General features: G+C 72.0%; 24 protein-coding genes. 8 read left to right on the top strand and 16 right to left on the bottom strand.

Translation table 11 applies throughout. The features are described 5' to 3' along the window. Nucleotides 1-22: 22 nt before the first annotated feature. Nucleotides 23-313: a rhodanese-like domain-containing protein gene (locus tag BQ6202_RS07730; RefSeq protein ID WP_072313833.1), complete on the bottom strand. Its 291-nt coding sequence runs from the start codon at nucleotides 311-313 to the stop codon at nucleotides 23-25. 45 nt (nucleotides 314-358) lie between these two features. Between BQ6202_RS07730 and BQ6202_RS07725 the strand changes: the two genes are divergently transcribed. Next, entirely contained in the window at nucleotides 359-829 is a 471-nt protein-coding gene (locus tag BQ6202_RS07725) for a VOC family protein (protein WP_072313832.1), read from the top strand. A gap of 76 nt (nucleotides 830-905) precedes the next feature. Further along, nucleotides 906-1,382, top strand: a complete 477-nt coding sequence (locus tag BQ6202_RS07720) for a hypothetical protein (RefSeq protein ID WP_072313831.1) — start codon at nucleotides 906-908, stop codon at nucleotides 1,380-1,382. Nucleotides 1,383-1,428: 46 nt separating this feature from the next. Here BQ6202_RS07720 and BQ6202_RS07715 read toward each other — a convergent pair whose 3' ends face one another. The 3 genes from BQ6202_RS07715 to aroA are packed head-to-tail and all read right to left on the bottom strand — an operon-like array spanning nucleotide 1,429 to nucleotide 4,611. Further along, nucleotides 1,429-2,223, bottom strand: a complete 795-nt coding sequence (locus BQ6202_RS07715; RefSeq protein WP_234946152.1) for an inositol monophosphatase family protein — start codon at nucleotides 2,221-2,223, stop codon at nucleotides 1,429-1,431. A gap of 19 nt (nucleotides 2,224-2,242) precedes the next feature. Next, nucleotides 2,243-3,283: a ribosome small subunit-dependent GTPase A gene (gene rsgA, locus BQ6202_RS07710; RefSeq protein WP_072314004.1), complete on the bottom strand. Its 1,041-nt coding sequence runs from the start codon at nucleotides 3,281-3,283 to the stop codon at nucleotides 2,243-2,245. Then, nucleotides 3,280-4,611 carry a 3-phosphoshikimate 1-carboxyvinyltransferase gene (aroA, locus tag BQ6202_RS07705; RefSeq protein ID WP_072313829.1) on the bottom strand — a complete coding sequence of 444 codons (1,332 nt, stop codon included), beginning with the start codon at nucleotides 4,609-4,611 and terminating at the stop codon, nucleotides 3,280-3,282. Before aroA ends, rsgA begins: the two co-directional genes overlap by 4 nt. Nucleotides 4,612-4,706: 95 nt before the next feature. Here aroA and BQ6202_RS07700 point away from each other — a divergent pair, with 95 nt between their 5' ends. Next, nucleotides 4,707-5,357 (top strand): sigma-70 family RNA polymerase sigma factor, encoded by a 651-nt coding sequence (locus tag BQ6202_RS07700; RefSeq protein ID WP_072313828.1) that lies wholly within the window; start codon nucleotides 4,707-4,709, stop codon nucleotides 5,355-5,357. Continuing rightward, nucleotides 5,354-5,611 (top strand): zf-HC2 domain-containing protein, encoded by a 258-nt coding sequence (locus BQ6202_RS07695; protein ID WP_072313827.1) that lies wholly within the window; start codon nucleotides 5,354-5,356, stop codon nucleotides 5,609-5,611. The genes BQ6202_RS07700 and BQ6202_RS07695 overlap by 4 nt, the downstream gene beginning before the upstream one ends. A 59-nt stretch (nucleotides 5,612-5,670) precedes the next feature. Here BQ6202_RS07695 and BQ6202_RS07690 read toward each other — a convergent pair whose 3' ends face one another. The 7 genes from BQ6202_RS07690 to BQ6202_RS07660 are packed head-to-tail and all read right to left on the bottom strand — an operon-like array spanning nucleotide 5,671 to nucleotide 12,360. After that, entirely contained in the window at nucleotides 5,671-6,138 is a 468-nt protein-coding gene (locus BQ6202_RS07690; RefSeq protein ID WP_072313826.1) for an FAD synthase family protein, read from the bottom strand. Beyond that, the gene (locus tag BQ6202_RS07685; RefSeq protein WP_072313825.1) at nucleotides 6,135-7,235 is read right to left on the bottom strand and encodes an acyltransferase family protein; all 1,101 of its coding nucleotides are present in this window, start codon (nucleotides 7,233-7,235) and stop codon (nucleotides 6,135-6,137) included. The genes BQ6202_RS07690 and BQ6202_RS07685 overlap by 4 nt, the downstream gene beginning before the upstream one ends. Then, nucleotides 7,232-8,170 carry a glycosyltransferase family 2 protein gene (locus BQ6202_RS07680; RefSeq protein ID WP_072313824.1) on the bottom strand — a complete coding sequence of 313 codons (939 nt, stop codon included), beginning with the start codon at nucleotides 8,168-8,170 and terminating at the stop codon, nucleotides 7,232-7,234. The genes BQ6202_RS07685 and BQ6202_RS07680 overlap by 4 nt, the downstream gene beginning before the upstream one ends. Continuing rightward, nucleotides 8,167-9,510 carry a phenylacetate--CoA ligase family protein gene (locus BQ6202_RS14905; protein WP_159433627.1) on the bottom strand — a complete coding sequence of 448 codons (1,344 nt, stop codon included), beginning with the start codon at nucleotides 9,508-9,510 and terminating at the stop codon, nucleotides 8,167-8,169. Before BQ6202_RS14905 ends, BQ6202_RS07680 begins: the two co-directional genes overlap by 4 nt. Further along, nucleotides 9,507-10,523 (bottom strand): glycosyltransferase family protein, encoded by a 1,017-nt coding sequence (locus BQ6202_RS07670; protein ID WP_072313822.1) that lies wholly within the window; start codon nucleotides 10,521-10,523, stop codon nucleotides 9,507-9,509. Before BQ6202_RS07670 ends, BQ6202_RS14905 begins: the two co-directional genes overlap by 4 nt. Then, nucleotides 10,520-11,254, bottom strand: a complete 735-nt coding sequence (locus BQ6202_RS07665) for a CDP-alcohol phosphatidyltransferase family protein (protein WP_234946151.1) — start codon at nucleotides 11,252-11,254, stop codon at nucleotides 10,520-10,522. Before BQ6202_RS07665 ends, BQ6202_RS07670 begins: the two co-directional genes overlap by 4 nt. A 44-nt stretch (nucleotides 11,255-11,298) precedes the next feature. After that, the gene (locus BQ6202_RS07660; RefSeq protein WP_159433626.1) at nucleotides 11,299-12,360 is read right to left on the bottom strand and encodes a glycosyltransferase; all 1,062 of its coding nucleotides are present in this window, start codon (nucleotides 12,358-12,360) and stop codon (nucleotides 11,299-11,301) included. Nucleotides 12,361-12,426: 66 nt separating this feature from the next. On the opposite strand from BQ6202_RS07660, the gene BQ6202_RS07655 reads away from it, so the two are divergent. From BQ6202_RS07655 to BQ6202_RS07645, 3 genes are all read left to right on the top strand, one after another. Then, nucleotides 12,427-13,347, top strand: a complete 921-nt coding sequence (locus tag BQ6202_RS07655) for a glycosyltransferase family 2 protein (RefSeq protein ID WP_072313820.1) — start codon at nucleotides 12,427-12,429, stop codon at nucleotides 13,345-13,347. A 62-nt stretch (nucleotides 13,348-13,409) separates the two neighbouring features. After that, a complete protein-coding gene (locus BQ6202_RS07650) occupies nucleotides 13,410-14,048 on the top strand; it encodes a hypothetical protein (RefSeq protein WP_072313819.1) in 639 nt (212 codons plus the stop codon). A 186-nt stretch (nucleotides 14,049-14,234) separates the two neighbouring features. Then, nucleotides 14,235-18,803, top strand: a complete 4,569-nt coding sequence (locus tag BQ6202_RS07645; RefSeq protein ID WP_159433625.1) for a PKD domain-containing protein — start codon at nucleotides 14,235-14,237, stop codon at nucleotides 18,801-18,803. Here the strand turns inward: BQ6202_RS07645 and BQ6202_RS07640 are convergent. Beyond that, nucleotides 18,769-20,016, bottom strand: a complete 1,248-nt coding sequence (locus tag BQ6202_RS07640; RefSeq protein ID WP_072313818.1) for a hypothetical protein — start codon at nucleotides 20,014-20,016, stop codon at nucleotides 18,769-18,771. The two genes, BQ6202_RS07645 and BQ6202_RS07640, sit on opposite strands and share 35 nt — an antisense overlap. Nucleotides 20,017-20,084: 68 nt before the next feature. Between BQ6202_RS07640 and BQ6202_RS07635 the strand changes: the two genes are divergently transcribed. Then, on the top strand, nucleotides 20,085-21,203 hold the full coding sequence (locus BQ6202_RS07635; protein ID WP_072313817.1) for a glycosyltransferase: 1,119 nt from the start codon (nucleotides 20,085-20,087) through the stop codon (nucleotides 21,201-21,203). Here BQ6202_RS07635 and BQ6202_RS07630 read toward each other — a convergent pair. The 4 genes from BQ6202_RS07630 to BQ6202_RS07615 are packed head-to-tail and all read right to left on the bottom strand — an operon-like array spanning nucleotide 21,175 to nucleotide 26,495. Beyond that, nucleotides 21,175-22,485: an MATE family efflux transporter gene (locus BQ6202_RS07630; RefSeq protein WP_072313816.1), complete on the bottom strand. Its 1,311-nt coding sequence runs from the start codon at nucleotides 22,483-22,485 to the stop codon at nucleotides 21,175-21,177. The genes BQ6202_RS07635 and BQ6202_RS07630 overlap by 29 nt on opposite strands. Beyond that, nucleotides 22,482-23,816: a tyrosine-protein kinase domain-containing protein gene (locus BQ6202_RS07625; protein ID WP_072313815.1), complete on the bottom strand. Its 1,335-nt coding sequence runs from the start codon at nucleotides 23,814-23,816 to the stop codon at nucleotides 22,482-22,484. Before BQ6202_RS07625 ends, BQ6202_RS07630 begins: the two co-directional genes overlap by 4 nt. A gap of 21 nt (nucleotides 23,817-23,837) precedes the next feature. Further along, nucleotides 23,838-24,977 (bottom strand): glycosyltransferase, encoded by a 1,140-nt coding sequence (locus tag BQ6202_RS07620; protein WP_072314000.1) that lies wholly within the window; start codon nucleotides 24,975-24,977, stop codon nucleotides 23,838-23,840. A gap of 21 nt (nucleotides 24,978-24,998) precedes the next feature. Next, a complete protein-coding gene (locus tag BQ6202_RS07615; RefSeq protein ID WP_234946150.1) occupies nucleotides 24,999-26,495 on the bottom strand; it encodes a sugar transferase in 1,497 nt (498 codons plus the stop codon). Between the last annotated feature and the right edge of the window lie 122 nt (nucleotides 26,496-26,617).

Genomic DNA, 26,617 nt, shown 5'->3' with positions numbered 1-26,617 from the left:
GGCGCCCGCAGTCGTCCGTCGGTCAGTCGACGGTGCCCGTCATCGGCCTGCCCTCGGCCGCCCACGCGACCGTGCCGCCCGCGACGTTCACCGCATCCAGCCCCTGGTGCTCGAGGTAGGCGACCACCTGGCCGCTGCGCGCGCCGGTGCGGCAGATGATGGCCGCGCCGTCGGGCACCTCGTGCAGCCGCGCGAGCAGCTGGCTCATGGGGATGTGGATGGCGCCCTCGGCGTGGCCCTGCAGCCACTCGTGCGGCTCGCGCACATCGACGAGCGGACGGTCGGCGACCTCGGCGGGCGTGATCTCTCGCATGCATCGAGGCTAGCGAAGCGGGGATCGGGGGAGCATGATGCACGCATGGATGTCAGCACCTGCCTCTGGTTCGACGGACGCATCGAGGAGGCGGCGGAGTTCTACGTCTCGCTCCTGCCCGGCTCGTCGGTCGGCGCCGTGACGCGCTATCCCGACCCCAACCCGTTCCCGAGCGGCGCGCCGGGCGACGCGGTCACCATCGAGCTCACGCTCGCCGGCACGCGCTACATGCTGCTCAACGGCGGACCGATGTTCCCGCTCTCGGAGGCGGTCTCGATCGTGCTCGTCGTCGACGGGCAGGAGGAGGTCGACCGGCTGTGGGATGCCCTGACCGCCGACGGGGGAGCGGAGTCGCAGTGCGGCTGGTGCAAGGATCGCTTCGGGCTCTCCTGGCAGGTGATCCCGCGCCGCTACCTCGAGCTGGCCGCGGGCCCGAACGCCGCCGCGGTCGAGCAGGCCATGTCGCAGATGCAGAAGCTCGACGTCTCCGTGCTCGAGGCGGCTGCGACGGGCTGACGGCCCAGCCACCTGTGGGTCGACTGTGCGAGGATCCCCTCGACGCGTGACAGCCGCGCGCTCGAGAGGAACAGCCATGCAGCTCCGTCCCATCGCCGCCACCACGATCGTCGCAGCGTTCGCCCTCGGTCTCGCGGGATGCTCGATCAGCCCGCCCGCCGCCGATCCCGCCACCGAGAGCGAGTCGAGCGAGACCACGGAGACCACCGAGGGCATGGAGACCGGCGGTGCCGAGGAGGCCGAGGGCGGCGACGCTGCCGACGCGCCCGTCGAGGGCTGGCCGGCCGAGGTGCCCGTGCCGCCGGGCGAGATGCAGCAGGACGCCTCCAACGACAGCCAGACGGTCGTCGTCTTCCAGGTCGATGACGTCGCGGCAGCCGAGACCTACGCGGCCGACCTCGAGGCCGCGGGCTTCACGCCGATGGAGCAGGGCAGCCAGGAGATCGCGGGCGTCGTCGCCAACGTCTACCAGGGCAGCGGCCACATCGTCGCGGTCTCGACCGTCGAGGCCGGCGACATGGTGATGCTGAGCGTCGCGATCCAGGCCGTGTAGCACCCGGCGATCCGCGCCCGGTCAGCGGATGACCGGGCGCGGGTCGTCAGCTCGCGCGGCTCGCGAAGCGGGCGAGCAGCTCGTCGTGCAGCAGGCCGTTCGTCGCCAGCGCGGTGCCGTGCCAGGGACCGGGCTCACCGTCGATCGAGGTGAACCGCCCGCCCGCCTCCTCGACGACCGGCACGAGCGCCGCCATGTCGTACGGCTTGAGGTCGAACTCGCCGACGGCGTCGATCTTCCCCTCGGCGAGCAGCATGTAGCTCCACGCATCGCCGTAGGAGCGCGCACGCCACACGTCGCGCTGCCACGCGACGAGGTCGTCGATGCGGCCCGCGCCGTCCCATCCCTGGATCGAGTTGTAGGAGACGGCCGACTCGGCCGATGCCGTCACACCCGAGACGCGGATCCGCTGCGGCTCCGCGCCACCGGCCGCGAGCGTCCAGGCGCCGCCGCCCGCCGCCGCCCACCAGCGCGCGCCGAGGGCGGGCGAGGAGACCACGCCGACCACGGGCTGCCCGTCGACCGCGAGCGCGATGAGCGTCGCCCACACGGGAGCCCCCCGCAGGAAGTGCGCGGTCCCGTCGATCGGGTCGATGATCCACTGCCGGGCGCTGTCGCCCGCCTGCCCGAACTCCTCGCCGAAGATCGCGTCGTCCGGCCGCTCAGCGGCGAGCAGGTCGCGGATGCGCTGCTCGACCGCGCGGTCGGCATCGGTCACGAAGGTGGTGTCGGGCTTCGCGGTGATCTCGAGGTCGCGCGCGCCGAAGCGGTCGAGGGAGATGGCGTCCGCGGCGTCCGCGAGGCGCAGCGCGAGGGCGAGGTCGTCGTCGTAGCTGGTCACCATGCCAGCGTAGGCGCACTCACTCCTGGTGCCGCAGCTCGCGAGCGGCGACGAGCGTGCCGAGCAGTCGCTGCATCGAGTCGACGCGGCGGGGCTCCAATCGCCCGTCGGCCGCGGCGAGCGCGAGCTCGCAGTACCCCTCGCCGACGAGGTGGGTGCAGCCTCGCGGGCAATCCTCCGCGACCGCCGCGAGGTCGGGGAAGCCGCGCAGCACGTTGGCGGTCGCCACGTGCCCGAGCCCGAAGGAGCGCACGCCGGGGGTGTCGATGATCCAGCCCTCGCCGAGCTTGAACGAGACCGTCGACGAGGAGGTGTGGCGGCCGCGGCCGGTGACGGCGTTGACGTGACCGACCGCGCGGTGCGCGTCCGGCACGAGGGCGTTGACGAGCGTCGACTTGCCGACCCCCGAGTGGCCGACCGCGACCGTCGTGTGGCCGGCGAGCCGCTCGCGCAGCGCCTCGGCCGGCGGCTCGCCGAGCGACGAGCGCCACACCTCGATGTCGAGCCCGGCGAAGTTCGCCAGGAAGGGCTCGGGATCGGCGACATCCGTCTTCGTCATCACGAGCACCGGAGCGATGCCCGCGTCGAGCGCGGCGACCAGGTAGCGGTCGACCATGCCGGCGCGGGGCGGCGGGTCGGCCGAGGCGACCACCATCAGCATCACGTCGGCGTTCGCCACGATGACCCGCTCGATGATGTCGGCGTCGTCGGCAGAGCGGCGCAGGACCGTCGTGCGAGGCTGGATGCGCACGATGCGCGCGAGCGAGCCCTCCCCGCCAGTGGTGTCGCCCACCACGTCGACCCGGTCGCCCGCGACGATCGCCTGCTTGCGCAGCTCGCGCGCCCTGGCTGCCGTCACGACCGCCTCGTCGGGCTCGCCCACGCGCACCGCCAGCCGATACCGGCCGCGGTCGACGCCCGTCACGATGCCGGTGATGGCGTCGTCGTGCTCGGGGCGGTGCTTCGAGCGAGGCCGGTTCGCCTTCGGGTTCGGCCGCTCGCGCACGCTCGACTCGTCGTACTCCTCGTACGGGTCCTCGAAGTCCTGCATCCAGCTCATGCGGCCGTCGCCTGTCCCTCGAGCATCGCTGCCCACAGCTCGGGGAACTCCGGGATCGTCTTCGCGGTCGCGCCGATGTCGTCGACCTCGACGCCCGGCACGCGCAGGCCCACGACGGCACCGGCGGTCGCGATCCGGTGGTCGTCGAAGGCGCCCCAGCTGCCGCCGCTCAGCGTTGCGGGCTCGACGCGGATCCCGTCGGGCAGCGCCGTGGCACGCCCGCCGAGCGCCGTGACGTTGTCGACGAGGGCGCGGATGCGGTCGGTCTCGTGCCCGCGGATGTGGCCGATGCCCGTCACCTCGACGGGCTCGGATGCGATGGCGCCGAGCGCGACGATCGTCGGGGCGAGCTCGCCGGCCGCGTGCATGTCGAGGGTGGCGCCGGGGATGCGGCCGCCGACGGCCTCGACCGTCAGGCGACCATCCGACACCGTGCTCTCTGCACCGAACGCCGCCAGCAGGCTCGGCAGCATGGCGCCGACCTGCGTCGTCTGCGCCGGCCAGCCGTCGAGCACGACGCGGCCGCCGACCGCCACCACCGCAGCGAGGAACGGCGCGGCGTTCGAGAGGTCGGGCTCGATCTGCTCGTCGAGCGCGGCGATGGGGCCCGGCTCGACGCGCCAGGACGCGTCGCCGGTGCGCTGCGCGTCGACGCCCCGTTGGCGCAGCGCCTCGAGCGTCATCTCGATGTGGGGGATGGACGGCAGTCGGGTGCCGCGGTGCTGCAGCGCGAGGCCGCGGTCGAACCGGGGTGCGGCGAGCAGGAGCGCGGAGACGAACTGGCTCGACGCGCTCGCGTCGATCTCGAGCTCACCGCCCGCGATGCCGCCAGCGCCGTGCACCGTGAAGGGCAGGCGCGGCTCGTCGGCGTCGACGCGCACGCCGAGCCCGCGGAGGGCCGCGACCGTCTGGTCCATCGGGCGCTCGCGCGCGTGCGGGTCGCCGTCGAAGCGCACCGCGCCGTCGCCGAGCGCGGCGAGGATCGGCAGGAAGCGCATGGCGGTGCCGGCCAGGCCGCAGTCGATGTCGCCGCCGCCGGAGATCGGCTGCGGTGCGATGGCGAGATCGGGGCCGAACGCGCCGTCGCCCGGCACCTCGCGGATCACGGCACCGAGCGTGCGCAGGCCCTCGATCATGATGCTCGCGTCGCGGCTGCGGAGGGGTCGGTGCAGCGTCGAGGGGCCCTCGGCGAGCGCCGCGAGCAGCAGCGCGCGATTGGTGAGGCTCTTCGAACCGGGCAGCTGCACGCGGGCGTCGAGCCGCGCGGTGGCGGAGGGCGCGACCCAGGCACGTGCTGCGGGCTGGCGGGAATGCTCTGCGTGGCTCATCGGTTGCAATCTATCGGTCAGGAAGCGATCTGGAGGAGGTGCCCGTGGCCACAGCGACCCTCGAGGCGAGCCGCGCGACACTAGACTCGGCCGCGATGACGAGCGAACAGGGCCAGGCCAGTGAGCAGGCGCAGAGCAGCAGGCGCGATGACTTCGTCGAGCAGGCGATGCAGTACGCCGACCAGCTCTACGCCGCCGCGATGCGCATGACGCGCAACCCGGCGGATGCCGCCGACCTGGTGCAGGAGACGCTGCTGAAGGCCTACGCGGCCTACGGCTCGTTCAAGCAGGGCACCAACCTGCGCGCCTGGCTCTACCGGATCCAGACCAACACGTACATCAACCTCTACCGCAAGCAGCAGCGCCGCCCGTTCGAGGCGCCGCTGGATGACATGGAGGAGTGGCAGATCGGCGACGCCGAGTCGTTCACCGCCACGTCCTCGCGCAGCGCCGAGGCCGAGGCCATCCACCGGATGCCCTCGGGCATCGTGAAGGATGCGCTCCAGCAGGTGCCCGTCGACTTCCGCATGGCGGTCTACTGGGTCGACGTCGAAGGACTGAGCTATGCGGAGACCGCCGAGGTCATGGAGACCCCGGTCGGCACCGTCATGAGCCGGTTGCATCGCGGCCGCAAGCTGCTGCGCGGCCTGCTGGCCGACTACGCCCGCGAGCAGGGCATCGCGGTGCCCGACACCGCCGCGTCGGGCACTGCTGGGCAGGGCACCAAGAAGGAGAAGAAGCCGTGAGCGCACTCGACGAGAAGCAGGACTGCACGCAGGCGCGGGCCGCGCTCGAGGAGTACCTGCACAAGGAGCTCTGCGCCGAGGACGCCGCCGACGTGCGCGCGCACCTGGACAGCTGCGAGGAGTGCTCTGCCGAGCACCACGTGGGGGAGACGCTCACCGTCGCGCTGCAGGGCGCGTGCAAGGACCGCGCCCCAGAGGATCTGCGCGAGCGGCTGCTCGCGAGCCTGCGCGCCGCGAAGGCGCAGCACGGCTGAGGCGGGCGCCGTCGAGGTGCAGCACCCCTGAGGTGCAGCACCCCTGAGGTGCAGCGTGACTACGTGCCGACCGCCGTCAGCGTCGGGCGGCGTGCCGCATCCGCCATCTCGTCGAGCCGCGCGAGGGCCCTGCGGAGCGCGGTGCTCGAGGTGTGCGCGGTGTAGGGGAAGTACACGACCTCGACGCCGACGGCCGCGAACTCGCGCTCGAGGCGGAGCCCCTTCTCGGTGCCGCGCCAGTCGTCGCCCTTGAAGAAGTGCGTGAAGCCGACCTGGCGCCACGTGTCGAGCTTGTCGGGCACGGTCTCGACGTGCACGCGATCGACCCAGCGGATCGAGTGCACGATCTCGACGCGCTCGAGCGTCGGGATGACCGGCTCGATGCCCTTGACCTGGCGGAGCATCTCGTCGCTCACGACGCCTGCGACGAGCTCGTCGCACCGCTCGCTCGCGTGCCGCAGCAGGTTCAGGTGGCCGACGTGGAACAGGTCGAAGGCGCCGGCGGCGTACCCGATGCGTCTCGTCATGAGCGTTCTCCTTGCTGAGGTGCGTGCACGCGCTGCTGCGGTGCGCTGCTGCGGGGCGGGCGGCCGCCGAACGGCAGCCTGCGCTGCAGCAGCCGCGTGGCTGGATCCTCGACCCAGCGGTACAGGAGCAGGCTCGCGACGATCGAGACGCCGACGGAGCCCACGACTGCCAACCAGCCGACCGAGATCCCGATGGCCGCCATGGCGGCGGGGACTGCGGGCGCGATGAGGGGGTGGAACAGGTAGAGCGAGTACGAGGCGTTCCCGAGCGTGACGAAGGCCTGCGGAAGGCGCTCGAGCTGACGCTCAGCGAGCATCACGAAGATCAGCAGCGCTGCGATGACGACGATGCGGATGAGGCTGTCGAGCCGCGTGGGCTGCAGGATGGCGTGCAGCACGAGCACCCACGCGAGGCCTGCGGCGAACTGCACGGGCGATCGCCGCACCGCGTAGACGCCCACGACGAGGCCGAGGATGTAGAAGATCAGCCGCGGATCGAAGTAGATGAGGAAGGGATCGAACTCCGCGGGCCGCAGCAGCGCCGCGAGGGCGCAGAGGGAGAGGATGACGCCGGTGACGAGCACGGGCCGCCAGCGGATGATGAGGGCGAGCGCGAACACCACGGCGAAGAACGATTCGTACAGCAGCGTCCACGCGACGCCCAGGAGTGGCGCGATGTCGCCGTCGACGTTGACGGAGGGGAGCAGCAGGTAGGAGCGGGCGACCATGCCCCAGTCGAGCGCCGCGTGCAGGACCGCCGCGGGAGCGATGAGCAGCACTGCGAGCTTCACGGTCGTCGCGATCCAGTACATGGGCAGGATGCGGATGCCTCGACGCACCAGGTAGTACTTCCAGCCGTCCTTCCGTGCCTGGAAGCCGCGCGTCGCGACCACCGCGACGAAGCCGCTGATGGCGAAGAAGAGCTCGACCGCGCCGATGCCCCACACCGGCACGCCGGCGTCGAGCCGCTCGTGCGCGTAGAACAGCGAGTGGTGCAGGAGCACGCTGCCCGCTGCGACGAACCGGAGCGCCTGCAGACCCCGGAACTGACTGCGCGGGGATGCGACGGTGGCGATCGCCTGGACGGATCCGGTCACGACGTCGCCCCCTGCTCGCGGGAGTACTCGCGGTGCACATGACCCCACGCGGCCGTCATCATCCCGAGGCCGCGGTAGGCGGTGCGGAGCCCCCGCGCGTCGGCGACCAGGTCGCCCGAGAGCCGCCCCCAGCCGTGGCGCACCCATCCGGCGCCTGCCCGCGATGCACCGCCCAGCAGCCGCCTCGCGCGAACCGCGGCCCGCCGGGGCGAGCCTCGCTGGAGCCTGACCTCGACGTGGACCGCCGAGTTGCCGCCGTTGTACGCGCGCCGCATCGCCCACGAGCGGGTGACGCGCTCTGCCGGCACGGCGTCCTGCGCATGCGACTCGTCGCACCACACGATGCGCCCGCCCGCGGCGATCAGCTGCTTGGAGAAGAGCGTGTCCTCGCCACCGGCGAGCCCGAGCGTCGCGTCGAAGCGCACGCCGGCGGCGCGCGCCTGCGCCAGGTCGACCAGCAGGTTGCCGCACGCCGCGGCCTGCAGCTCGAGGCCGGTCGGTCGGCTGCGACGACGGAAGACGCCGGTCGCGAGCACCCACGGGTCGGCCTGCTCGCCGAAGATCGAGATGACCCGCCCCATCACCGCCGCTGCGCCCGTGCGACGCCAGGTCGTCACCAGCTCGCTGAGCCATCCGGGCAGCGGCACCTCGTCATCGTCGATGAAGGCGATCGCATCGCAGTCCCCGGCCTCGTCGAGCAAGCGGTTGCGCACGGCGGCGATGCCTGGCGTCGGCTCCACTCCGTACCGAACGGCCATGGGCGCCGAGCGCACGACGTCCCGTGCCGAGCCGGAAGGGTCGTTGTCGACCACGATCACGACGACCTCGAGCTCACCGGCGACCTCTGCGGCACGCGCTGGCATGGCGGCGAGGAGCGCCGCGAGCCGGTCGGGCCTGCGGAAGGTGGGGATGCCGACGGCGATCCTGAGCGTCATGCGCTCACCACCGGATAGGCGCTGCGGATGAAGCGCATCTTGCCGCCGACCTGGGGGATCTCGTCGACCATCTCGACCGCGAGCGGCACGAGCCCGCGGAGTGCGGTGGCCAGGCGCCGCTCGGCACCCGCGATCCCCGCGGCAGCCGTCTCGACGTCGGCTCCCGGGATGCAGCGCAGCGTGACCGCGCCGTCCTCTGCCTGGACGATCTCGAACTGCCGCACCGAGAGCGGAGCGTCGTCGAAGATGTGCCCGAGCGCGCCGGCGATCGCGGTGCCGTCCGGCAGTCGCACGGCATCCGAGGAGCGACCAGAGATCGCACCGAGGCGAGGGAGGCCACGCCCGCACGCGCAGGTGCCGCGCAGCCTCGAGCTGATGTCTCCGATGCGGTAGCGGATGACGGGGAAGACGCGGTTCGTCAGATCGCTCGCGACCACCGACCCCTCTGTCCCGTCGGGGACGGGAGCATCGTCAGCGCCGAGGATCTCGACCCTCCGGACGTCGGCGAAGATGTGCAGTCCGTCGTGCTCGGCGCACTCCCCGGCGAGCCACGGCACCTCCGCCGAGCGGTAGTGGTCGTGCACCGGTGCCCCCAGCGCAGCCTCGATCTCGGCGCGCGTGCCGGGCGTGAGCGGGGCGGCGGTGACGGCGATCGCCTGCGGGGGCTCGAGCGAGATGCCCAGCCGGTCGAGCCTGCGCGCGAGCTCGAGCACGCCACCGCCGTAGCCGATCAGGAAGCGGGGTCGCACGCGCTGCCACTGCCGTGCGAACGTCAGCACCGCGTCGTCGTCGAGGCGGAACGCGTCGAGCTGGATGTGGCGCGACGGCCACCACGAGAGGCGATGGCGGACGCGGTCGGCGCCCTGGTGCATGTGGCGCGTCAGGATCGCGCGGTCGTCCCAGGGCTGCACGCCCCACCACGAGAACAAGCGCCACTCGAGCGCGCGCGCAGGGAAGCGGAGGTCGCGCTGGATGTGGAGCGGGAGGCCCGTGCTGCCACCGGTCTTCGAGGTCGCGGCGGTGCGCTCGTCGGCCTCGTCGGTGGCGATCGCCGGCCCGTGCTCGCGCAGCATCGCCTTGTCGACGAGGGGGAGCGAGGAGAAGGCCTCGGGGTCAGCGAGGTCGGTCGGCCGGAAGCCGTGATCCCGGTAGTAGTCGCGGTAGAAGGGACTGTGCTCCATGGCGAACCGGGCGTGGTCGGCGGCGCGTCGCAGGGAGACCGCCTCGATCTGCTCGGGCGAGAGGGCGTCTGCACGCAGGAAGTCGTGGTGCATGGCGACGCTCGTCCGGCCCGCGACCGCGAGCTTCGCGCGGAACGCGGCCTCCGCAGCACCGATCATGCGCGCGCTCGCTTCGCTGCGATCGCGCGGCGGTAGGCGGCCGCGTGGTCCGCTGCGGTGCGCGCCCACTCCCGCCGCGTGAGGTCAGGCCGAGCCGCCTCGGGGATGTCACCGACCACCTCGAGCGCGTCGAGCAGCTGCTCGGCCTCGAGCTCGCCGTCGAACATGCGCACCCAGGGCTCGCCGACCTCCTGGGCGAGCGCCTCGTTGACCGCGTTGCGGGGCACGAGCACGGGACGGTCGAGGGAGAGTGCCGCCAGGACGCTGCCCGAGTTGTGCATGAAGCGGTACGCGAGCACGACGAGCTGCGCCTGCGTTGCGAGTCGCACGAGCTCCTCGTCCGACAGGAACCGGAGGCTCAGGTCGACGTTCGGGAGGCGCTCCGCGCGCGCCTCGAGCGTCTCGGCGAGCTCGGGCGTGGAGGGCCGCCCGCCGATCTCGAGGCTGAGGTCTGCTCGGTGCTGGGTGGCATCCGCGTAGGCGTCGACGAGCACGCCCACGTTCTTGTAGCGTCGCACGCCGCCGAAGGCGCCGATCCTGCCGCGCACCCGCTCCGCGCGGGGCTGGCTCGCGTACCAGTCGCGGTAGTGGCCGTGGGGGATGAGCGCGCTCGGCCGCTCGTCGAGCTGGGTCTCGGTGTTGAGCGCGATCAGGAGGTCTGCGTCGCGAGCGATCGCCGCGAGCAGCGCGGTCCTGAGTGGCCCGTCGTCGGGCAGCTCGACGTTGTGCACCGTGCGGACCACGGCGATCCGCCGAGATGTGCGCAGGCGCAGCCACAGTGCAGCGGTGAGCACGACCTTGCCGGCGGTCTTCCACCAGGTGGAGCCGTGCAGCTTGCCCTCCGGCCAGTGCCAGTGGAAGACGTCGTAGTCGCCGGTGAGCGCGCGGCGCCAGTCGAACCGCAGATGCTCGACCTCGTCGCTCGCCTGCAGCGCCTCGTCGAGCATCGTGATGTACGGATTGGTCGTCGACCGCGGGGCGCGGAAGGACTGCATCGTGCGGACGGCGGTCATGCCGCGTCGTCCAGCGCTCGCAGCGCGCGGTGCCAGCGGCTCGCCGCCGCCAGCAGCAGCAGCGCGTTCGCCGCCGCCAGCAGCGCGTAGATGGGGACGAACAGGGCAGGGACCCAGAGCAGCAGGAACAGGATGCAGAGCAGACCGTAGTCACCGGGGATCACGAGCAGCGAGTACGCCAGGGACGTGCCGCCGCGGCGCTCCTCGACGGGGATCTCCGGATGCTGCTGCCGGTGCAGGCGTCGGAGCAGGTCGACGGCGATCATGCCGAAGAAGAACACGCTCGCGACCACCGCGAAGGCTCCTGGCACGACCAGCAGCAGCGGGTCGAGGCCGGGGATGCGCGTCCAGGCGACGAGCACGGCGAGGTGGATCGAGACCGCCTTCGCGGCGTCGAAGACGTGATCGAGCCATTCGCCCGAGAGGGAGAAGGACCCGGTCAGGCGCGCGAGCTGCCCATCGGCGGAGTCGAGCGCGTAGCCGAGCACGAGCAGGCCGGTGATGAGCACCGATGCGAGCAGCGACGACGGCAGCAGCGCGATGGCCGCGATGCCGGCGAACGTGGCGACGGCGCTCACGGCGGTGACCTGGCTCGGCGTCATGCCCAGCACTGCGGCGGTCGCGGCGAGCGGCCGCCCCAGCGGCCGGTTGACGAATCGCGAGTACGCGGCGGCACCCCGTGACGACTTCTGCGCGCTGCGCAGCTGTGTCATGGTCTCGTTGATCGACACCCGTGCCTCCCCGACTCTCGTTGAGACACGATTCAATCACAGTGTTACGAAAGCGGCATACCTGTCTTCGCGCAAGATTCGCGCAGGCGGTGGACGACGCGCTCCCACGACCAGTGCTCCACGATGCTGGAGCGCGCGGCAGGCGACGGTGCGGCATCCCAGGCGGCGTCCACCGCTCCGCCGAGGACCGCGGCGCTCGCGGCGGGGTCGATGAAGCGCGCCGCAGCGCCCATCGTCTCCCGGTGCACGGGGATGTCGCTCACGAGCAGCGGGGCGCCGAGCGCCAGGGCCTCGAGCGGGGTCAGGCCGAAGCCCTCGTCGAGGGAGAGGCTGATCGCGAGGCTCGTGTGCCGGTAGAGCCACGCGAGCTCAGCATCCGTGAGACGCCCGGCGATCCGCACGGCGCGCGGGTCCGGCAGCGCCGCCAGCGCGGCCTCGAGGTCGCCCGTCACGCCCGAGTGCGCGCTCGAGCCGACGACGATGAGGGGAGCGGACGCCGAGATCCGCGCGCTCGCACCGGCGGCGGCGATGGCGGCTGCCAGGTTCTTGCGCACGTTCAGCCTGCCCACCGTCAGGGCGAAGGCGGCGAGGTCGCCCGCGATCTCGGGCCGCCGCGGCTCGGCATCGACGATGGCAGGTGTCGGGCCGAGGCCGATCGCTGCCACCGGCGCCAGGTGCGGTGCGATGCGCTCGATGCGCGCCGCCTCGGTGGCGGTCGAGGTCGCCACGACGCGCGCGCGACGCGCACTGGGCAGCATCGCGGAGAAGTAGGCGCGCTCCTTCGGGCTGAACCACTCCGGGTGATCGACGAACATGGCGTCGTGCACGAAGACTGCGCTGGTGCCGGTCAGGGGCGCGAAGTTGTGGGCGATGACCACGTCCGCGCCGCTGCTGCGGAGCTCCAGCGCGTTCGAGACGCCGTGCGGCCACAGCCGGGTGCGCATCACCCGCACCCCGGGTGGAAGGTCCTCCGTCGGCGCGTCGCGGCGCAGGGCGATCGCCAAGCGGTCCTCCGGGAAGGCTCGCGCCCACGCCAGCACGATCTCGCGCTGGACCGTCCGGTTCGCCGCCGGGCCATCTGCCCACCAGTATCCGTCGAAGAGCACCCGCATCCGACCTCCAGGTCGCGGCTTACACTACCCACGACCGGGATCGGCGATCGAGGGGATCACATGGATGGCCTGGCGATCGTCGTCGTGAGCTACGCGTCGAGCGAGCTCCTCGGCGAGCATCTGGTCACGACCGCGCGCGCGCTGCCGGAGGCCCGCGTCATCGTCGTCGACAACTGGAGCTCCGGCGCCGAGCGAGACGCGGTGACGGCACTGACCGAGCGCATGGGCTGGGAGCTCGTCGGCCTGTCGGACAACACCGGCTTCGGCGGCGGCATGAACGCGGGTGCCGCGCGAGCGTTCCAGCTCGGCGCGAGCGCCCTCCTCGCGTTGAACCCCGACGCGAGCATCGACCGGCAGAGCGTCGAGGCGCTCTCCGCTGCGGGCGACGAGCGGACGCTGCGGTCGCCGGTCGTGCGGAGCCCCTCGGGCCGCGTGTGGTTCTCGGGCCTCGACATCGACCTGGCCGACGGAGAGATCCGGCATCCGAAGCGCAGGGCCGAGCACCCGGAGGGCCGCCCGGTGCCCTGGCTCTCGGGTGCGTGCCTGTGGATCACGCGCGAGGTGTGGGAGCTCACCGGGGGCTTCGACCACGAGTACTTCCTGTACTGGGAGGACGTCGACTTCTCGCGTCGAGTGGCGGAGGCAGGAGGCTCGCTGATGGTGGTCGAGGACGCCGTCGCCCTCCACGACGAGGGCGGCACGCACCAGGGCAGGCGCCAACGCCCCGAGGCGAAGTCGGAGCTGTACTACTACTGGAACATCCGCAACCGGATGCGCTTCGCGACGGGGCACCTGGACGAGGCGGGCGTGCGCCGGTGGCAGCGGCGGGCGCTGCCAGCGGCCTGGGCGATCGTGATGCGCGGCGGCCGCCGGCAGCTGGTCCGTCCCGTGCCTCCGCTCCGAGCGCTCTGGAGGGGGCTGCGCGACGGTCGGAGGATCGCTGAGGAATCCCTGAGTCGGCGGGCCGCTCAGCGCCCATAGACTCACGGGACGGCCGAGGGGAGCCTCCGATGGAACAGCGCGCTTCCGCACGGCGGAGATGGATGGTGCTCGCGATCATCGCGGCGATCGCGATCGGCGTCGGCGTCGTCTGGGCGGTGATGGCATCGGCCTCGCAGCCGCCCGCGCCGGCCGAGACCTCTGCCGCCCCGAGCGCCCAGCCGAGCGGCGCGCCCTCTGAGCCTGCCCCGGCGGGGAGCGCGTCCGCAGCACCGACGGCGCCGCCCGCGCACACCGGTTCGCCGAACCCTGCCTCCGACTCTCCGATCGCCCCAGAGGCGGCGCCGGTCGCGCCCACCGAGGTGGCCGAGCAGGAGATCGCCGCAGACCAGCTCGTGCGGGTCTTGCTCGCGCTCGTCGAGCAGGTCGAGGGCGAGGCCCTGGCGCCCGGCGAGATCGCCGGTCCCGCTATACGGCTGACGATCGAGGTCGTCAACGACACGGACGCGGCGATCGATGCAGGCCTCATCGCGGTCAACACCTACTTCGGTGCCGAGCGCGCCCCTGGCAACTCGCTCATGCAGCCGGGTGGCGACCCCTTCGCCGGCAGCATCGCGCCTGGGCAGTCGGCTCGGGGCGTCTACCTCTTCGAGGCTGCGGATGCTGCGCTCGCCGATGTGCTCGTCGGCGTCGACGTGGTGCCGGGCCAGCCCACGTTCACCTTCCGCGGCGATCTGCGCTGACGCCCGAGCACCGCGCGGTCGCAGACCGCGCAGCACTGCTCGGCCGCGTCCTGTGCAAAAATGAAGAAAACACTGTTTGAAAACTGCAGTCTGCGCAAGGGTGCGGTTCATACAGTGGCAACGACCGCGCGATGACGTCCGGTCGCATGCCCGCCGTTCGGCGGATCGTCGATGGGGAGTCGCACCGTGGCATCGCAAGCAGAGATCGGATCCCGGTCGCCGGGATCGCCAGGCGTCCGGTTCGCCCAGCTGGGCATCGCCATCGCGGCAGTCGCCGCGCTGCTCGTCAGCACGCCGCTGACCCCCGCTGCAGCCGCGGCGCAGCCCGCAGCGCAGCTGAGCGTCGAGGGCACCGAGCAGGAGCTCACGGCTGCGGCGGCCGAGGAGGCCCAGCCGGTCACCTCCGATCCGCTGCCGACCGTGCAGATCGACGGCATCGTCTACGCGCAGGCCGTCGCTGCGAACCGCGTCTTCGCGGGCGGTCAGTTCGCCAGCGCGAGGCCGGCAGGCGCAGCGCCGGGCACGCAGCTGACATCGCGCTCGAACCTGCTCTCCTACAACCTGACGACGGGCGTCCTCGACACCTCCTTCGCTCCGCAGGTCAACGGCCGCATCATGGCCGCCGCCACCTCTCCCGACGGCCGGACGCTCTACATCGGCGGCTCCTTCACGCAGGTGAACGGTCAGGCGCGCTACCGCCTGGCGGCCTTCGACGTCGCGTCGGGCGCGCTGCTGCCGAACTGGCGGCCTGGCACCAACTCCACCGTCTTCGGCCTGGCCGTGACGGGCTCGGCCGTCTACGTCGCCGGCCAGTTCACCAACATCAGCAACACCACGCGCACCGGTGTCGCCGCGGTGCATCCGGCCAGCGGTGCGCTGCTGCCGTTCAACCCCGTGCACACGGGCGGCTACCTCGCTCGTGCGGTGGTCGTCTCGCCTGACGGCGCGAAGGTCGTCGCAGCCGGCTCCTTCCTCACCACGAACGGCTCGGACAACCCCGGCCGCGGCATGGCGGCGCTCGACGCCCAGACCGGCTCGAGCCTGCCGTGGGCCGTCAACAGCGTGCTGCGGAACGGCGGCAACAACGCTGCGATCTACTCCCTCGCCTCCGATGGCACGAGCGTGTACGGCTCGGGCTACGACTTCGGCGGGAACAAGCAGCAGGACGACTTCGAGGGCGCGTTCCGCGCGAGCTGGGCCGACGGGACGATGGCCTGGATGCAGGACTGCCACGGCGACACCTACTCGCTCGCACCGCACAACGGCATCCTCTACACCGCCGCGCACACCCACTACTGCGGCAACATCGGGGAGTTCCCGCAGCTCGACCCGTGGTACCTGAACCACTCCCTCGCCTTCGCCGCTGAGCCCAGTGGCCGCGCGATCACGCCGGACGTGTGGGGCTACCGCAGCTTCACCGGCAACCCGGCAGCCAAGCTGCTCCACTGGTACCCGATCTGGGGAACCGGCTCGGTCTCGGGCATCGGCCAGGCCGGCTGGAGCGTGGCGTCCGCGGGCGACTACCTCCTGTACGGCGGCGAGTTCACCAGCATCAACGGCGTCCGGCAGCAGGGGCTCGTCCGCTTCGCCGCGCGCGATGTCGCGCCGAAGGCGATCGGCCCGACCATCAAGGGCGGCGCTTGGCCGATCACCGCCTCCTCGTTCCGCGAGGGGGAGGCCCGGGTCGGTTGGCAGGCCAACTACGACGCCGACAGCGCGGAGCTGACGTACGAGGTGTTCCGCCAGGGCGTCGAGACGCCGCTGCACACCGAGACGGTCGCGTCCACCTATTGGGAGCGACCCCAGCTGCGCTTCTCGGATCGGACCGTGCAGTCGGGCCAGACCTACAGCTATCGCGTGCGCGCCACCGACCCCGATGGCAACTCGACGCAGTCCGACTGGACGAGCGTCACGATCGCCGCGCCGGGCTCGACTCCCGCGTACTCGCTCGAGATCCTCGACGACGACCCGGTCCACTACTGGCCGCTCGGCGAGCAGAGCGGTCCGACCGGCTCCGACTGGGCGGGCGGCAGCGACCTGACGCTCACTGCCGAGACGAGCAGGACCGCCGCCGGCCAGGCGACCGACGGCTCGACCCGTGCGACCTCGTTCTCGGGATCGTCGGGCTCCTACGCGAGCACTCGGGCCACCAGCTCCGGTGCGGACACGCTCTCGATCGAGGCATGGTTCCGCACGTCGAGCACCCAGGGCGGCAAGATCGTCGGCTTCGGCAACGCTGCGACAGGCAGCTCGTCGAACTACGACCGCCACATCTACCTCTCCGGCAACGGCACCATCACCTGGGGCGTCCACCCCGGTCAGGTGCGGACGCTGCAGAGCGCCGCCGGCCACAACGACGGTCAGTGGCACCACGTCGTCGGCACGCTCGACAGCACCGGCATGAGCCTCTTCGTCGACGGCGTCCGCGTCGGCGCGAGGAGCGACACGACCTCTGCCCAGCCCTACGACGGGTACTGGCGCGTCGGCGGCGACACCATCGACGGCTGGCCCAACGTCAACGCCCGATTCCTCGAGGGCTCGATCGCGGATGTGGCGATCTACGACCGAGCGCTCACTCGCGTCGAGGTCGACGGCCACCGCGTGGCCTCGGGACGCGCATCGACCGTGCCTGCGGCGCCGGCGGACGCCTACGGCGCCTCCGTGTTCGAGCTCGACCCCACGCTCTACTGGCGGCTCGGCGAGGCCAGCGGCCAGACCGCGAGGGATGCCGGACCCAACGGGATGCCGGGCTCGTACCTCCGCTCCGGCAGCGCGCAGTTCGGCTACGGCCAAGCGGGAGCGATCGCGGACGTGATCGACACCTCGCTCGGGTTCGCCTCGAGCAGGAACTTCTTCGGCAGCTGGACCGATCAGCAGATCGTCGCGAGCCAGACAGCGACGGCCAGCCCTGCCACCTTCTCGGTCGAGACCTGGTTCCGCACGACCTCGACCCGTGGCGGCAAGCTCGCCGGCTTCGGCAACAGCAACAGCACGGCGACGAACGCCTCGTCCTCCTACGACCGGCACATCATGATGACGCCGGGCGGCAATCTGCAGTTCGGGGTGTGGAACGGCAGCGCCAACGTGCTGGAGACCAGCGCGGCCTACAACGACGGCGGCTGGCACCACGTCGTGGGCCAGCAGTCGTCGAGCGGGATGCAGCTGTTCGTGGACGGGGAGCTCGCGGGCTCGAACGCCGTGACCACCGCCCAGCCCTACACGGGGTACTGGCGCCTCGGCGGCGACTCGACGTGGGTCGGCGATCCGTTCTGGGTCGGCAGCCTCGACGAGTTCGCGGTCTACGGCTCACCGCTGACGGCGGCGCAGGTGCGCGCGCACTACGAGCTGGCCACCGACGGTGTCGCGAACCAGGCGCCGACGGCGGAGTTCTCGGCGCAGGTGACCGGCCTGCTCGTCGACGTCGACGCATCCGCCTCGACGGACGTCGAGGGACCCGTCGCGAGCTACGCATGGGACTTCGGCGATGGCGGGAGCGCGACCGGTGAGACCGCTTCCCACACCTACGACGAGGCAGGCACCTACACCGTGTCGCTCACCGTCACGGATGCGAAGGGCCTCACCGACACGACCGACAGGGAGGTCAGCGTGGTGGGACCGAACGTCGCACCGGTGGCAGCCCTCAGCGTCTCGCTCGACGGCACCGCGGTGTCGGTCGACGGGGCCGGCTCGAGCGACCCGGACGGATCGATCGTGAGCTACGCCTGGGACTTCGGCGACGGCGGGACCGCGAGCGGCCAGGTCGCGACGCACGCCTACGAGTCGAGCGGCACGTTCGAGATCGAGCTCCTGGTCACCGATGACCGCGGAGCGACGGCGACGGCGACCGAGCAGGTGACGATCGTCGCTCCGAACCAGGCGCCGACCGCCGCGTTCACCGCCGTGGCCTCCGGCATGACGGTCGCGTTCGATGCGACGGGCAGCGCGGATCCCGACGGCTCCATCGTCGGCTACGCCTGGGACTTCGGCGACGGCAGCACCGCGACGGGTGCGACTCCGAGCCGCACCTTCGCGGTGGCGGACGAGTACGAGGTCACCCTCACCGTGACGGACGACGACGGAGCGACCGCGCAGGTGACTCGCTCGGTGACCGCCGGCACGCCCGTGCCCGATGACGCTGCCGCCTTCGACACCTTCACGCGCTCGGCGACGGGCTCGTGGGGCACGCCGGATGTCGGGCCCGCATGGACCACGCACCTCGGCAACGCCGCGTTCGGGGTGAGCAGCGGTCGAGGCTCCATCGCGCTCGCACCGTCGCACACGCGCGAGGCGCGGATGACGGGGGTGTCGAGCACCGACAACCTCGTCGAGGTCACGCTCTCCTCGGACACGGCGTCGGTGGGCGGCACGATGAGCGTCGACGTGATCGCGCGCCAGGTGGGTTCGTCGGTGTACTCGACGCGCGTGCGGCTCGAGCCGAACGGCCTGCTGCGCGTCTACCTGCTGCGTGACCAGGCGATCCTGCCGGGAGGCAACATGCTGCTGCCGCAGGCCTACGTCCCCGGTTCCGACATCCACATCCGCGTGCAGGCGATCGGGACAAGCCCGACCACCGTCCGCGCATCGGTGTGGCTGGGCGATGCGGCGGCGCCGAGCAGCTGGATGCTCTCGGCGACGGACACGACGGCATCGATGCAGGCATCGGGGTCGGTCGCGCTCCGAGCAGCGCTCAGCTCGGTCTCGACGAACACCACGCAGGTGCTCAGGTTCGACGACTGGCTGGTCCGTCAGGGGTGATCGGTGCGTCGACCGCATCGGTCGGGATGCGCGGCTGCGCGGCGAGCGCGTACAGCAGGGCAAGCGTGCCGTACGACGTGAGCACCGGGCTGAAGAGCGCATCCCACAGGCCCAGCAGCGTCAGCAGCACCAGGGGAGCGCTCGCGCTGCGATGCGCGAGCCTGCTCGCGGTGCCGAGCAGGCTCGCGACCGCGATCATGAGCACGACCGCGGCGCCGAGCGGGCCGAACCAGATCCACATGTCGCCGAGCACCGAGTGCACCTCGAAGTGACCGCCGAACATGTACGAATCGACGTAGCCGTTGTTCGGGTCGTACCCGAGCAGGTCCATCCCGGACTTCGCGAGCCAGACGTCGCTGGAGACGGGTCGCGTGCCGGAGCCGTAGCCGAGCGGCTCGGCGGCGATGAGCGAGACGGCGGCGCCGAGCTCGGGCCGCCCGCCCGTGATGAGCGATCCGGAGGTGTCGATCTGCGCTTCCGAGCGCTGCGCGGCGGCCTCGCCGAGGACGCCGTCGAGGATGAGCGCCTGCAGCAGCGTGTAGGCGGCCAGGCCGGCGATGGAGAGCCACACCAGGGTCAGGCGGGCGCTCGGCCGCGCGCCCGGCTGCGGGGCGAAGGTCTGCCACAGCAGCGCTGCGGCCGCGAGCAGCAGGAACGACGTCATCGATCGCGAGTCGGATGCCGCGGAGACGAGGGCGAGACCGGCCAGCACGACGATCGGCAGCACGCGCCCGCGCCACTGCAGCGACAGGCCGAGCACGATCAGTGCCACGGGGATGGCCAGCGTGTACTTCCACGGGTTCTCGGGGTGCGGGCCGAGCAGGGCCGCGTTCGCCAGCGCGCCGACGCCGTAGGCCACGGTCGTCCAGCCCGCGCCGATGCTGCGCCTGGCCCACAGGAGCATCCCGATGCCGCCGAGCAGCCCGAGCAGCTGCCCGCTCTGCGTGGCCATGAGCGTCGTGCCCACGGGTCGTGCGGTCTCCACGAGCGAGAGCGTCGCGCCCCAGACCAGTGCCAGCGCACCCAGTGCCATCAGGATCCGCGACCAGCGGTAGTGGCGGAGCGCTCCGAGCCAGACGGGTGCGAGCACCACGGCGACGATCAAGCCGACGCTGACGCCGAGCGCGACCTGGTATCGCATCGCTGCTGCGGCTGCTGCGAGCGCGGGGACCGCGACGGAGACGAGCGCGACGCGAGACTCCGCGGCTTGCATGAGCCCTCCTCGGCCGCGTGCGCGACGCGCACGTATGATGGCGCCATGATGCCACGTGGCGGTCTGCGATGAGCGCCAGGGCGCGCGTGGTCGTCGCATTGTCATACGAGCAGGACCCGGCGCGCTGGCGCGAGCGGCACGAGCGCGGCGAGGTGCTCGACGCCACGCCCTACGGCTACGAGCGGGCGATGGACCGCTTCGACATGGAGTGGACCCGCTCGCACCCCGAAGCGGCCGCGGTCGCGCGAGTGCGACGCGCTCTTGCCGGGCGCCTGGGCTTCGACCTGGTGCACGTGTGGCGCAATCGAGCGCTGCTGCGCTCGGCCGACGTGATCTGGACGCACACCGAGCGCGAGCACCTCGCGATCGCCGCCGTGCTGCGGGGACGAGGTCCGCTGGTCCTCGCGCAGTCGGTGTGGCTGTGGGACGCCTGGCCGCAGTGGGGCGCGTCCCGTCGGAGGCGCGTCGCGCGGCTGCTGCGCCGACATGCCGTCGAGGTGGTGCACTCCCGCGTCAACCTCGCGGACGCTCGCCGGGCCGTGCCGCGTCGCCGAGTCGAGCTCGTGCCCTTCGGGTCGGCGACGCTGCCGAGCGTGCGCGAGGACGCGTCCGCGCATCCGCCGCTCGTGCTGGCGGTCGGCAACGACGTCGACCGGGACTGGCCGCTGCTCGCGGCGGCCGCGGAGCAGCTGCCAGAGCGGCGCTTCCGCGTGATCTCCGGCAGTCGCAGCGCGCGCGCGGTGCGCTGGCCGCAGAACGTGGAGCACGCGACGACCGCCACGCGCGAGAGCCTCGTCGCATCCATGCGCGACGCCGCCTGCGTCGTGGTGCCGGTCAGGCAGAACCGGCACGCCTCTGGCACCACGAGCTGCATCGAGGCGCTCGGCGCGGGCCGCCCGCTCGTCGTGAGCGACGCGGGCGGGCTGGGCGACTACGTCGGTCGCGCTGCCCGCCTGGTCGAGCCCGGTGACCGGGAGGCGCTGGTCGGGGCCATCGCCGAAGCCCTCTCCGGCAGCGTCGCGCCCCCCGATGCCTCCACGGCAGCGGCTCGGGGACTGACGCAGGCCGACTACGTCGAGCGCTACGTCCTCATCACCCGCTGGCTCCTGGGTCATCCCTGGGACGCCTCGGTGTCGCGCTTCGCGCCCGTCCGCGACATCACGCCTCCTGCCGCTGCGGAGCGGTGAGGCGCTCGCGGTGCCGGGCGATGTAGATAGCGAACGGCACGATCTGGCACACGAGCAGCGCGACGGCGTTGCCGAGCGGCGGGCCCGCAGCACCCAGTCGCGGGGCGAGCAGCAGCGAGAGCGCGAAGCTGGTCAGGGCCATCGCGAGGGTCGGCACCACCTGGAACCGGATGCCCGGCTTGTCCATGATGAACATGCCGAGCGGGTAGACGCCGGCGACGCACATCACCATGGCGCCGAAGGCGAGCACGGTGAAGCCAGAGACATCGACCTGCCCATCGGTGATGAACGTGAAGATCGGATCCTCGAGCAGCCAGACCAGGACCGTGGCGACGGCCACTGAGCCCGCGAAGAGCCATGCCATCGGTGCTGGGCCGCGGCGGAGCTCGCCGAGATGGCGCTTCCGGGCGTACATCGGCCAGAGCGCGAGGCCGGCGGCCAGCACGAGACCGTTGAGGGCCAGGAAGACCTGCGCGACGACACCGTACTCCGCGACCTGCGCCGAGTCGCCGGACTGCGCGAGCACGTAGCGCTGCGTGCTGACGGCGATCGGGTAGGAGATGAGCTGCGCGAGCATCGGCCAGCCGACGTCCATCACCCGCACGCCCGGATGCCGGCGGAGGTGCGGCACCATCGCCGCCGCCCGAGGGATGAGGGGAGCGGTGCTGCGCCACGTGAGCGCGAGGCCGATCGCACTCACGATGAAGGAGGCGCCGTAGGAGGCCACCGCGAGGAAGCCGTGACCCGCACCCTCCGGCAGGCGCGTCAGCAGGAACACGCCGAGGAGCGTCAGCGGCGAGATCAGGCCCTGCAGCAGGATCACGTAGTGGTTGCGGCGCAGCCCGAGCATGATGCGCACCCAGATCCCGACCGGGATGCCCAGGCAGAAGACGGTCAGGCACGCCCAGGCGGCGAGCCCAGCGGAGGGCAGCGACCCCGCCTCGCCCAGCGCGAGTCCCCAGCCGCCGGAGACGAGCATCACCGTGTTCACCAGCATCAGCACGATCGCGAAGCCGATGACGATCCGGCCGACCGAGGTGAGCTGCGCCACGAGGGGCTCGTCGTTGCGCGGATCGTCGCTCGTCGCGACACCGTGCACGATCACGGCGCCCGCGCCGAGGTCGGTGAACGCGAGCATCGAGGGGAGCACGGTCAGGAGGGCGTAGAGCGCGTAGTGCTCGACGCCAGCGTCGCCGAGGATCAGCCTCGTCGTGAGCACGCCGCAGACGAGCGATACCGCCATCGTGACCGCCTTGGCCCCGAGGGCGAGCAGCGAGTTCACGCGGTGCGTTCGTCGTACGGGCTGCGGGCGAGCGCCACGCCGTTCAGCACGACGCCGAGCACGGGTGCCGGCGTCCCGTCGAACGCGACGATCGCCCTCCGCAGCACGTCGCGACGCGTGCGGTCCGCGCGGGCGACGAGCAGCGCCGCGTCGGCGGCCGGCGCCAGCCACAGCGCATCGCTCACCGACACGACCGGGGGCGTGTCGATGATGACGTACTCGTACTCGGCGCGTGCCGCCTCGAGCAGGGACCGCATCCTGGCGCTCGTGAGCAGCTGCCCAGGGTTGGGCGGCTTCGGTCCGCTGGGGAGGACGCGCAGGCGCTCGCTGCCCCACACCTGCGTCGCCTCGGCCAGCGTCGCGTCGCCCACGAGGATCGTCGTGAGGCCCACGGCGCCCTCGACGCCCGTCATGTGGGCGATGGACGGGCGGCGCAGATCAGCTTCGACGAGGAGCACGCGGCTGCCGACCTCCGCCAGCGTGAGCGCGAGACCGAGGCTCGTCGACGACTTGCCCTCGCCGGCGCCGGCGCTCGAGACGATGAGCACGCGGTGCGCGTCGTCCATGTCCACGTACTTCAGGGCCGCGGTCGTCTGTCGCACCGACTCCGCGATGCTCCCGGAGGGGTGCTGGCGGAGCGCGGCGATCGGTCCGCCACCGCCCGCGCGGCCGATGGAGCCGAGCACGGGCGCGTCCACCGCCTCCTCGAGCTCCTCGACACTGCCGATCCGGCTGCCGAAGCGGCGCAGCGCCAGAGCTGCGAGCACACCGAGGGCGAGGCCGGCGCCGCCGCCGGCGACGGTGTTCATGCGGGTGTTGGGCGCGATCGCCGACAGCGGCGCGCGCGCAGGTGAGATCACGGAGACGCGCACGGCGGGCTGGCCGTCCACGCCCTCGGGAGAGGTGTCAGCGACCGCGTCGGTGAACTCGGCCGCGATCGCATCTGCCGCCAGCCGCGCGCCCTCCGGCGTCGCATCCGTCACGCCGATCTCCAGCACCATCGTGTTCAGCGGCGCCTCGACGTCGGTGCGCGCTGCGAGCCGCGGCGCGGTCTCCTCGAGACCCAGGTCGTCGATGACGGGCTGCAGCACGATGGGGGAGCGCGCGAGCACGGCGTAGGTCTGCACGAGCCCCTGCACGTAGTTCGAGCCCTGCACCAGCTCGCTCGTGCTGTCGCCGCGGGCGGGGCTGATCATCACGGTCGTCTCGGCCCGGAAGCGCTCGTCCATCAGCTGCGAGGCGCCGTACCCGGCGATGGCGCCGAGCGTGCCGAGCACGACGATGATCAGCCAGTGCTTCAGCAAGGCCGTGACGTACTCATGCAAGGTCATCGTGTTGCCTCTCCCGTGGTCTCACCTCGCATTCTGCACTGTCCTTCTGGCTGACCTGCTCACGCTGTGGATAGATGCTCCCTCCGCGAGCCTTCCGGCCAGTCGCTCGTAGTCGTCCGCGACGTCCTCCCACCGGAAGACGCGCTCGGCGCGCTCGCGCGCCCGCAGTCCTCTGGCGATGGCGAGCGGCTCGTCGCGCTCCGCCGCCATGACCGCCTCGCCGAGCTGGCGCGGATCCAGGAAGCACCACGCGTCGTCGTCCAGCACCTCGCGGTTGAAGCCGACGTCGTAGGCGATCGTCGCGGTGCCGGCGCCCATGGCGCGCAGCAGCGAGGGGTTCGTGCCGCCGACGGAGTGCCCGTGGACGTAGGTGTACGCGTGTGCGTAGAGCGCGTCGAGCAGCTCCTGGTCCCACACGCCGCCGAGCAGGCGGATGCGCTCGTCGCCCTCGGCCGCCTCGCGCACGGCGCGGGTGTACTCGGCCGCATAGGGCGCGGAGCCGACGACCACCAGCGGCAGCGTCGCGCTGCTCGCTCGATACCCGCGCACGATCTCGAGCACGTGGTTCTCGGGCTCGAAGCGGGCCACGACGAGGTGGAAGCGCGCGGGCTCGAGGTCGATGGCAGTGAGCGGCGCCGTCGAGCAGTGGTGGAGCACCGGCGCGCCGTAGCGGATCAGCTCCGTGGGGGCGCCGAACTCCATCTCGTAGTACTCCGCGATGCCCGGGGCGTCGGCGATCAGCGCGTCAGCAGTGCGCACCGAGTGCGCCTCCGCCCAGCGGTAGTAGGCGCGCCCAGCGCCGCCCCACTTCGCGCGGCGCCACTCGAGCCCGTCGACGTGCACCGCGACGGGGATCCGACGCGCGCGCAGCAGCGACACGTACGGCGCGTTCGCCGCGTTGAAGACGAAGGCCGCATCGGGCCGAGGGCCCGTGAGCACGCGCGCGGTCGCGAAGCCAGACCTGCTGAGCGTCTCGAGCTGCTTCACGGGCAGCGACGGCAGGTGCACGACGCGCATCCCGAGGTGCTCGGTGATGTGCGGATGCGTGCGGTCGCCGTAGACGGTCACGTCATGACCGCGAGCGGCGAGCCGCGACCCGACCTCTTCGACAGCGGTCTCGAAGCCGCCGTAGGCGGCGGGCACCCCGCGGGTGCCGAGCATGGCGATGCGCACGGCGGGCTCCTAGTAGGCGCCGGAGGGTCGCAGGACGACCCTCGCGGTGCGGATGATGATCATGAGGTCCTCGATGACCGACCAGTTCTCGACGTAGCGCAGGTCGAGCTGCACGCTCTGCTCCCAGGTCAGGTCGCTGCGGCCGCTGATCTGCCACAGGCCCGTGATGCCGGGCTTGAGGTACAGGCGCCGCATCACGTCGCCGTCGTAGGTGGTGGCCTCGTGCGGCAGCGGCGGCCTCGGGCCGACGACGCTCATGTCGCCCTTGAGCGCGTTCCAGAACTGCGGCAGCTCGTCGAGGGAGTGCTTGCGCAGGAAGCCGCCGACGCGCGTGACGCGCGGGTCGTTGCGCATCTTGAACAGCGGGCCCGAGCCGTCGTTCTGCGCCATGAGGGCGGCGAGCTGCTGCTCGGCGTCGACGCGCATCGTGCGGAACTTGAGCATGTCGAAGGTGCGGCCGTCACGCCCGACGCGCTGCTGGCGGAACAGCACCGGCCCGGGGGAGTCGAGCTTGATCGCGAGCGCGATGGGCACGGCCGCGATGGCGACCGCGACGAGCGCGGCGCCGGCGACGGCGATGTCGGTGACGCGCTTCAGCACGTGCGTGCCGCCGTCGAAGGTGGGGATGCGCACGCGCAGCAGCGGCAGGCCGACGACCGGCCGGAAGGAGATGCGCGGCCCCGCGACCTCGGTGAGCCTGCTGAACAGCAGGAGCTCGGCGCAGGTGCCCTCGAGCTCCCGGCTGAGCAGCGTCGGGTAGTCGGCGTCAGCGTCGGTCTTGCTGGCGAGGATGACGGCATCGGCGCCGAGGCGCTCGGCAGTCGTCGCGAGCGACTCGCGTGCGCACAGGATCGGCACCGGCTCCCCGCGGAAGAGCAGCGGCGCACCGCCGTCGTCGTCCGCGACCGCGGCGCCCAGCACGCGGTAGGGGGCCGAAGCGAGGCTCTCGAGCCGTGCGAGCACGTGCGCGATCTCGTCGCGATCGCCGGCGAGGATGGTCCGCGGTGCGAGCTCGCCCGCGCGCCAGCGGGACAGCAGCCAGCGGCGCCACTGCCAGCGGCCGAGCAGCACCGCGACCAGGCCGGCGGGCATGGCGACGAGCAGCTGCAACCGGAGCGACGGCCAGTCGGTGATGAGGCAGGGGACGGCGAGCAGCCCGAAGGAGAGCGCGGTCGCGTGCACCACGCGGCGGTACTCGATCGCACCGGCACCAAGGATCGACGACTCGCGCGAGCGGAAGGCCGCCAGCATGATGAGCCACACCAGGGAGAGCGCGACGGGAGCGACGAGCCCGAGCGCAGGGCGCTGCAGATCCAGCGCCGAGGCCGGCAGGAGCCCGCCGAGCATGACGGTCGCCGTGATGACCGAGATCACCAGCGCATCCGTCGCCATCAAGCGCGCCCGTATGCGCCGCTCGGACTGCAGCCGCCGCGAGAGCGCTGCCGTCGAGCGCGGCGACTGGGCGCCAGGCAGCGCGAACACGCTCTGCTCGAGACCGCTGATCACTGTCGGAATCGTGACTCCGTGCACCATCACATCCGCTTCCCGCGGGCGACGAGAGCACCCGCCACCATTGCCATAACGTTGTTTGGTAACAGTATCAGCAAACTTGCTGCGGGCCTCTACAG

The sequence above is a fragment of the Agrococcus sp. Marseille-P2731 genome (assembly GCF_900117395.1).
Classification (GTDB): domain Bacteria; phylum Actinomycetota; class Actinomycetes; order Actinomycetales; family Microbacteriaceae; genus Agrococcus.
Note: the sequence above shows the minus strand (reverse complement) of the source record. Positions and strands in the feature narration are given on the sequence as shown.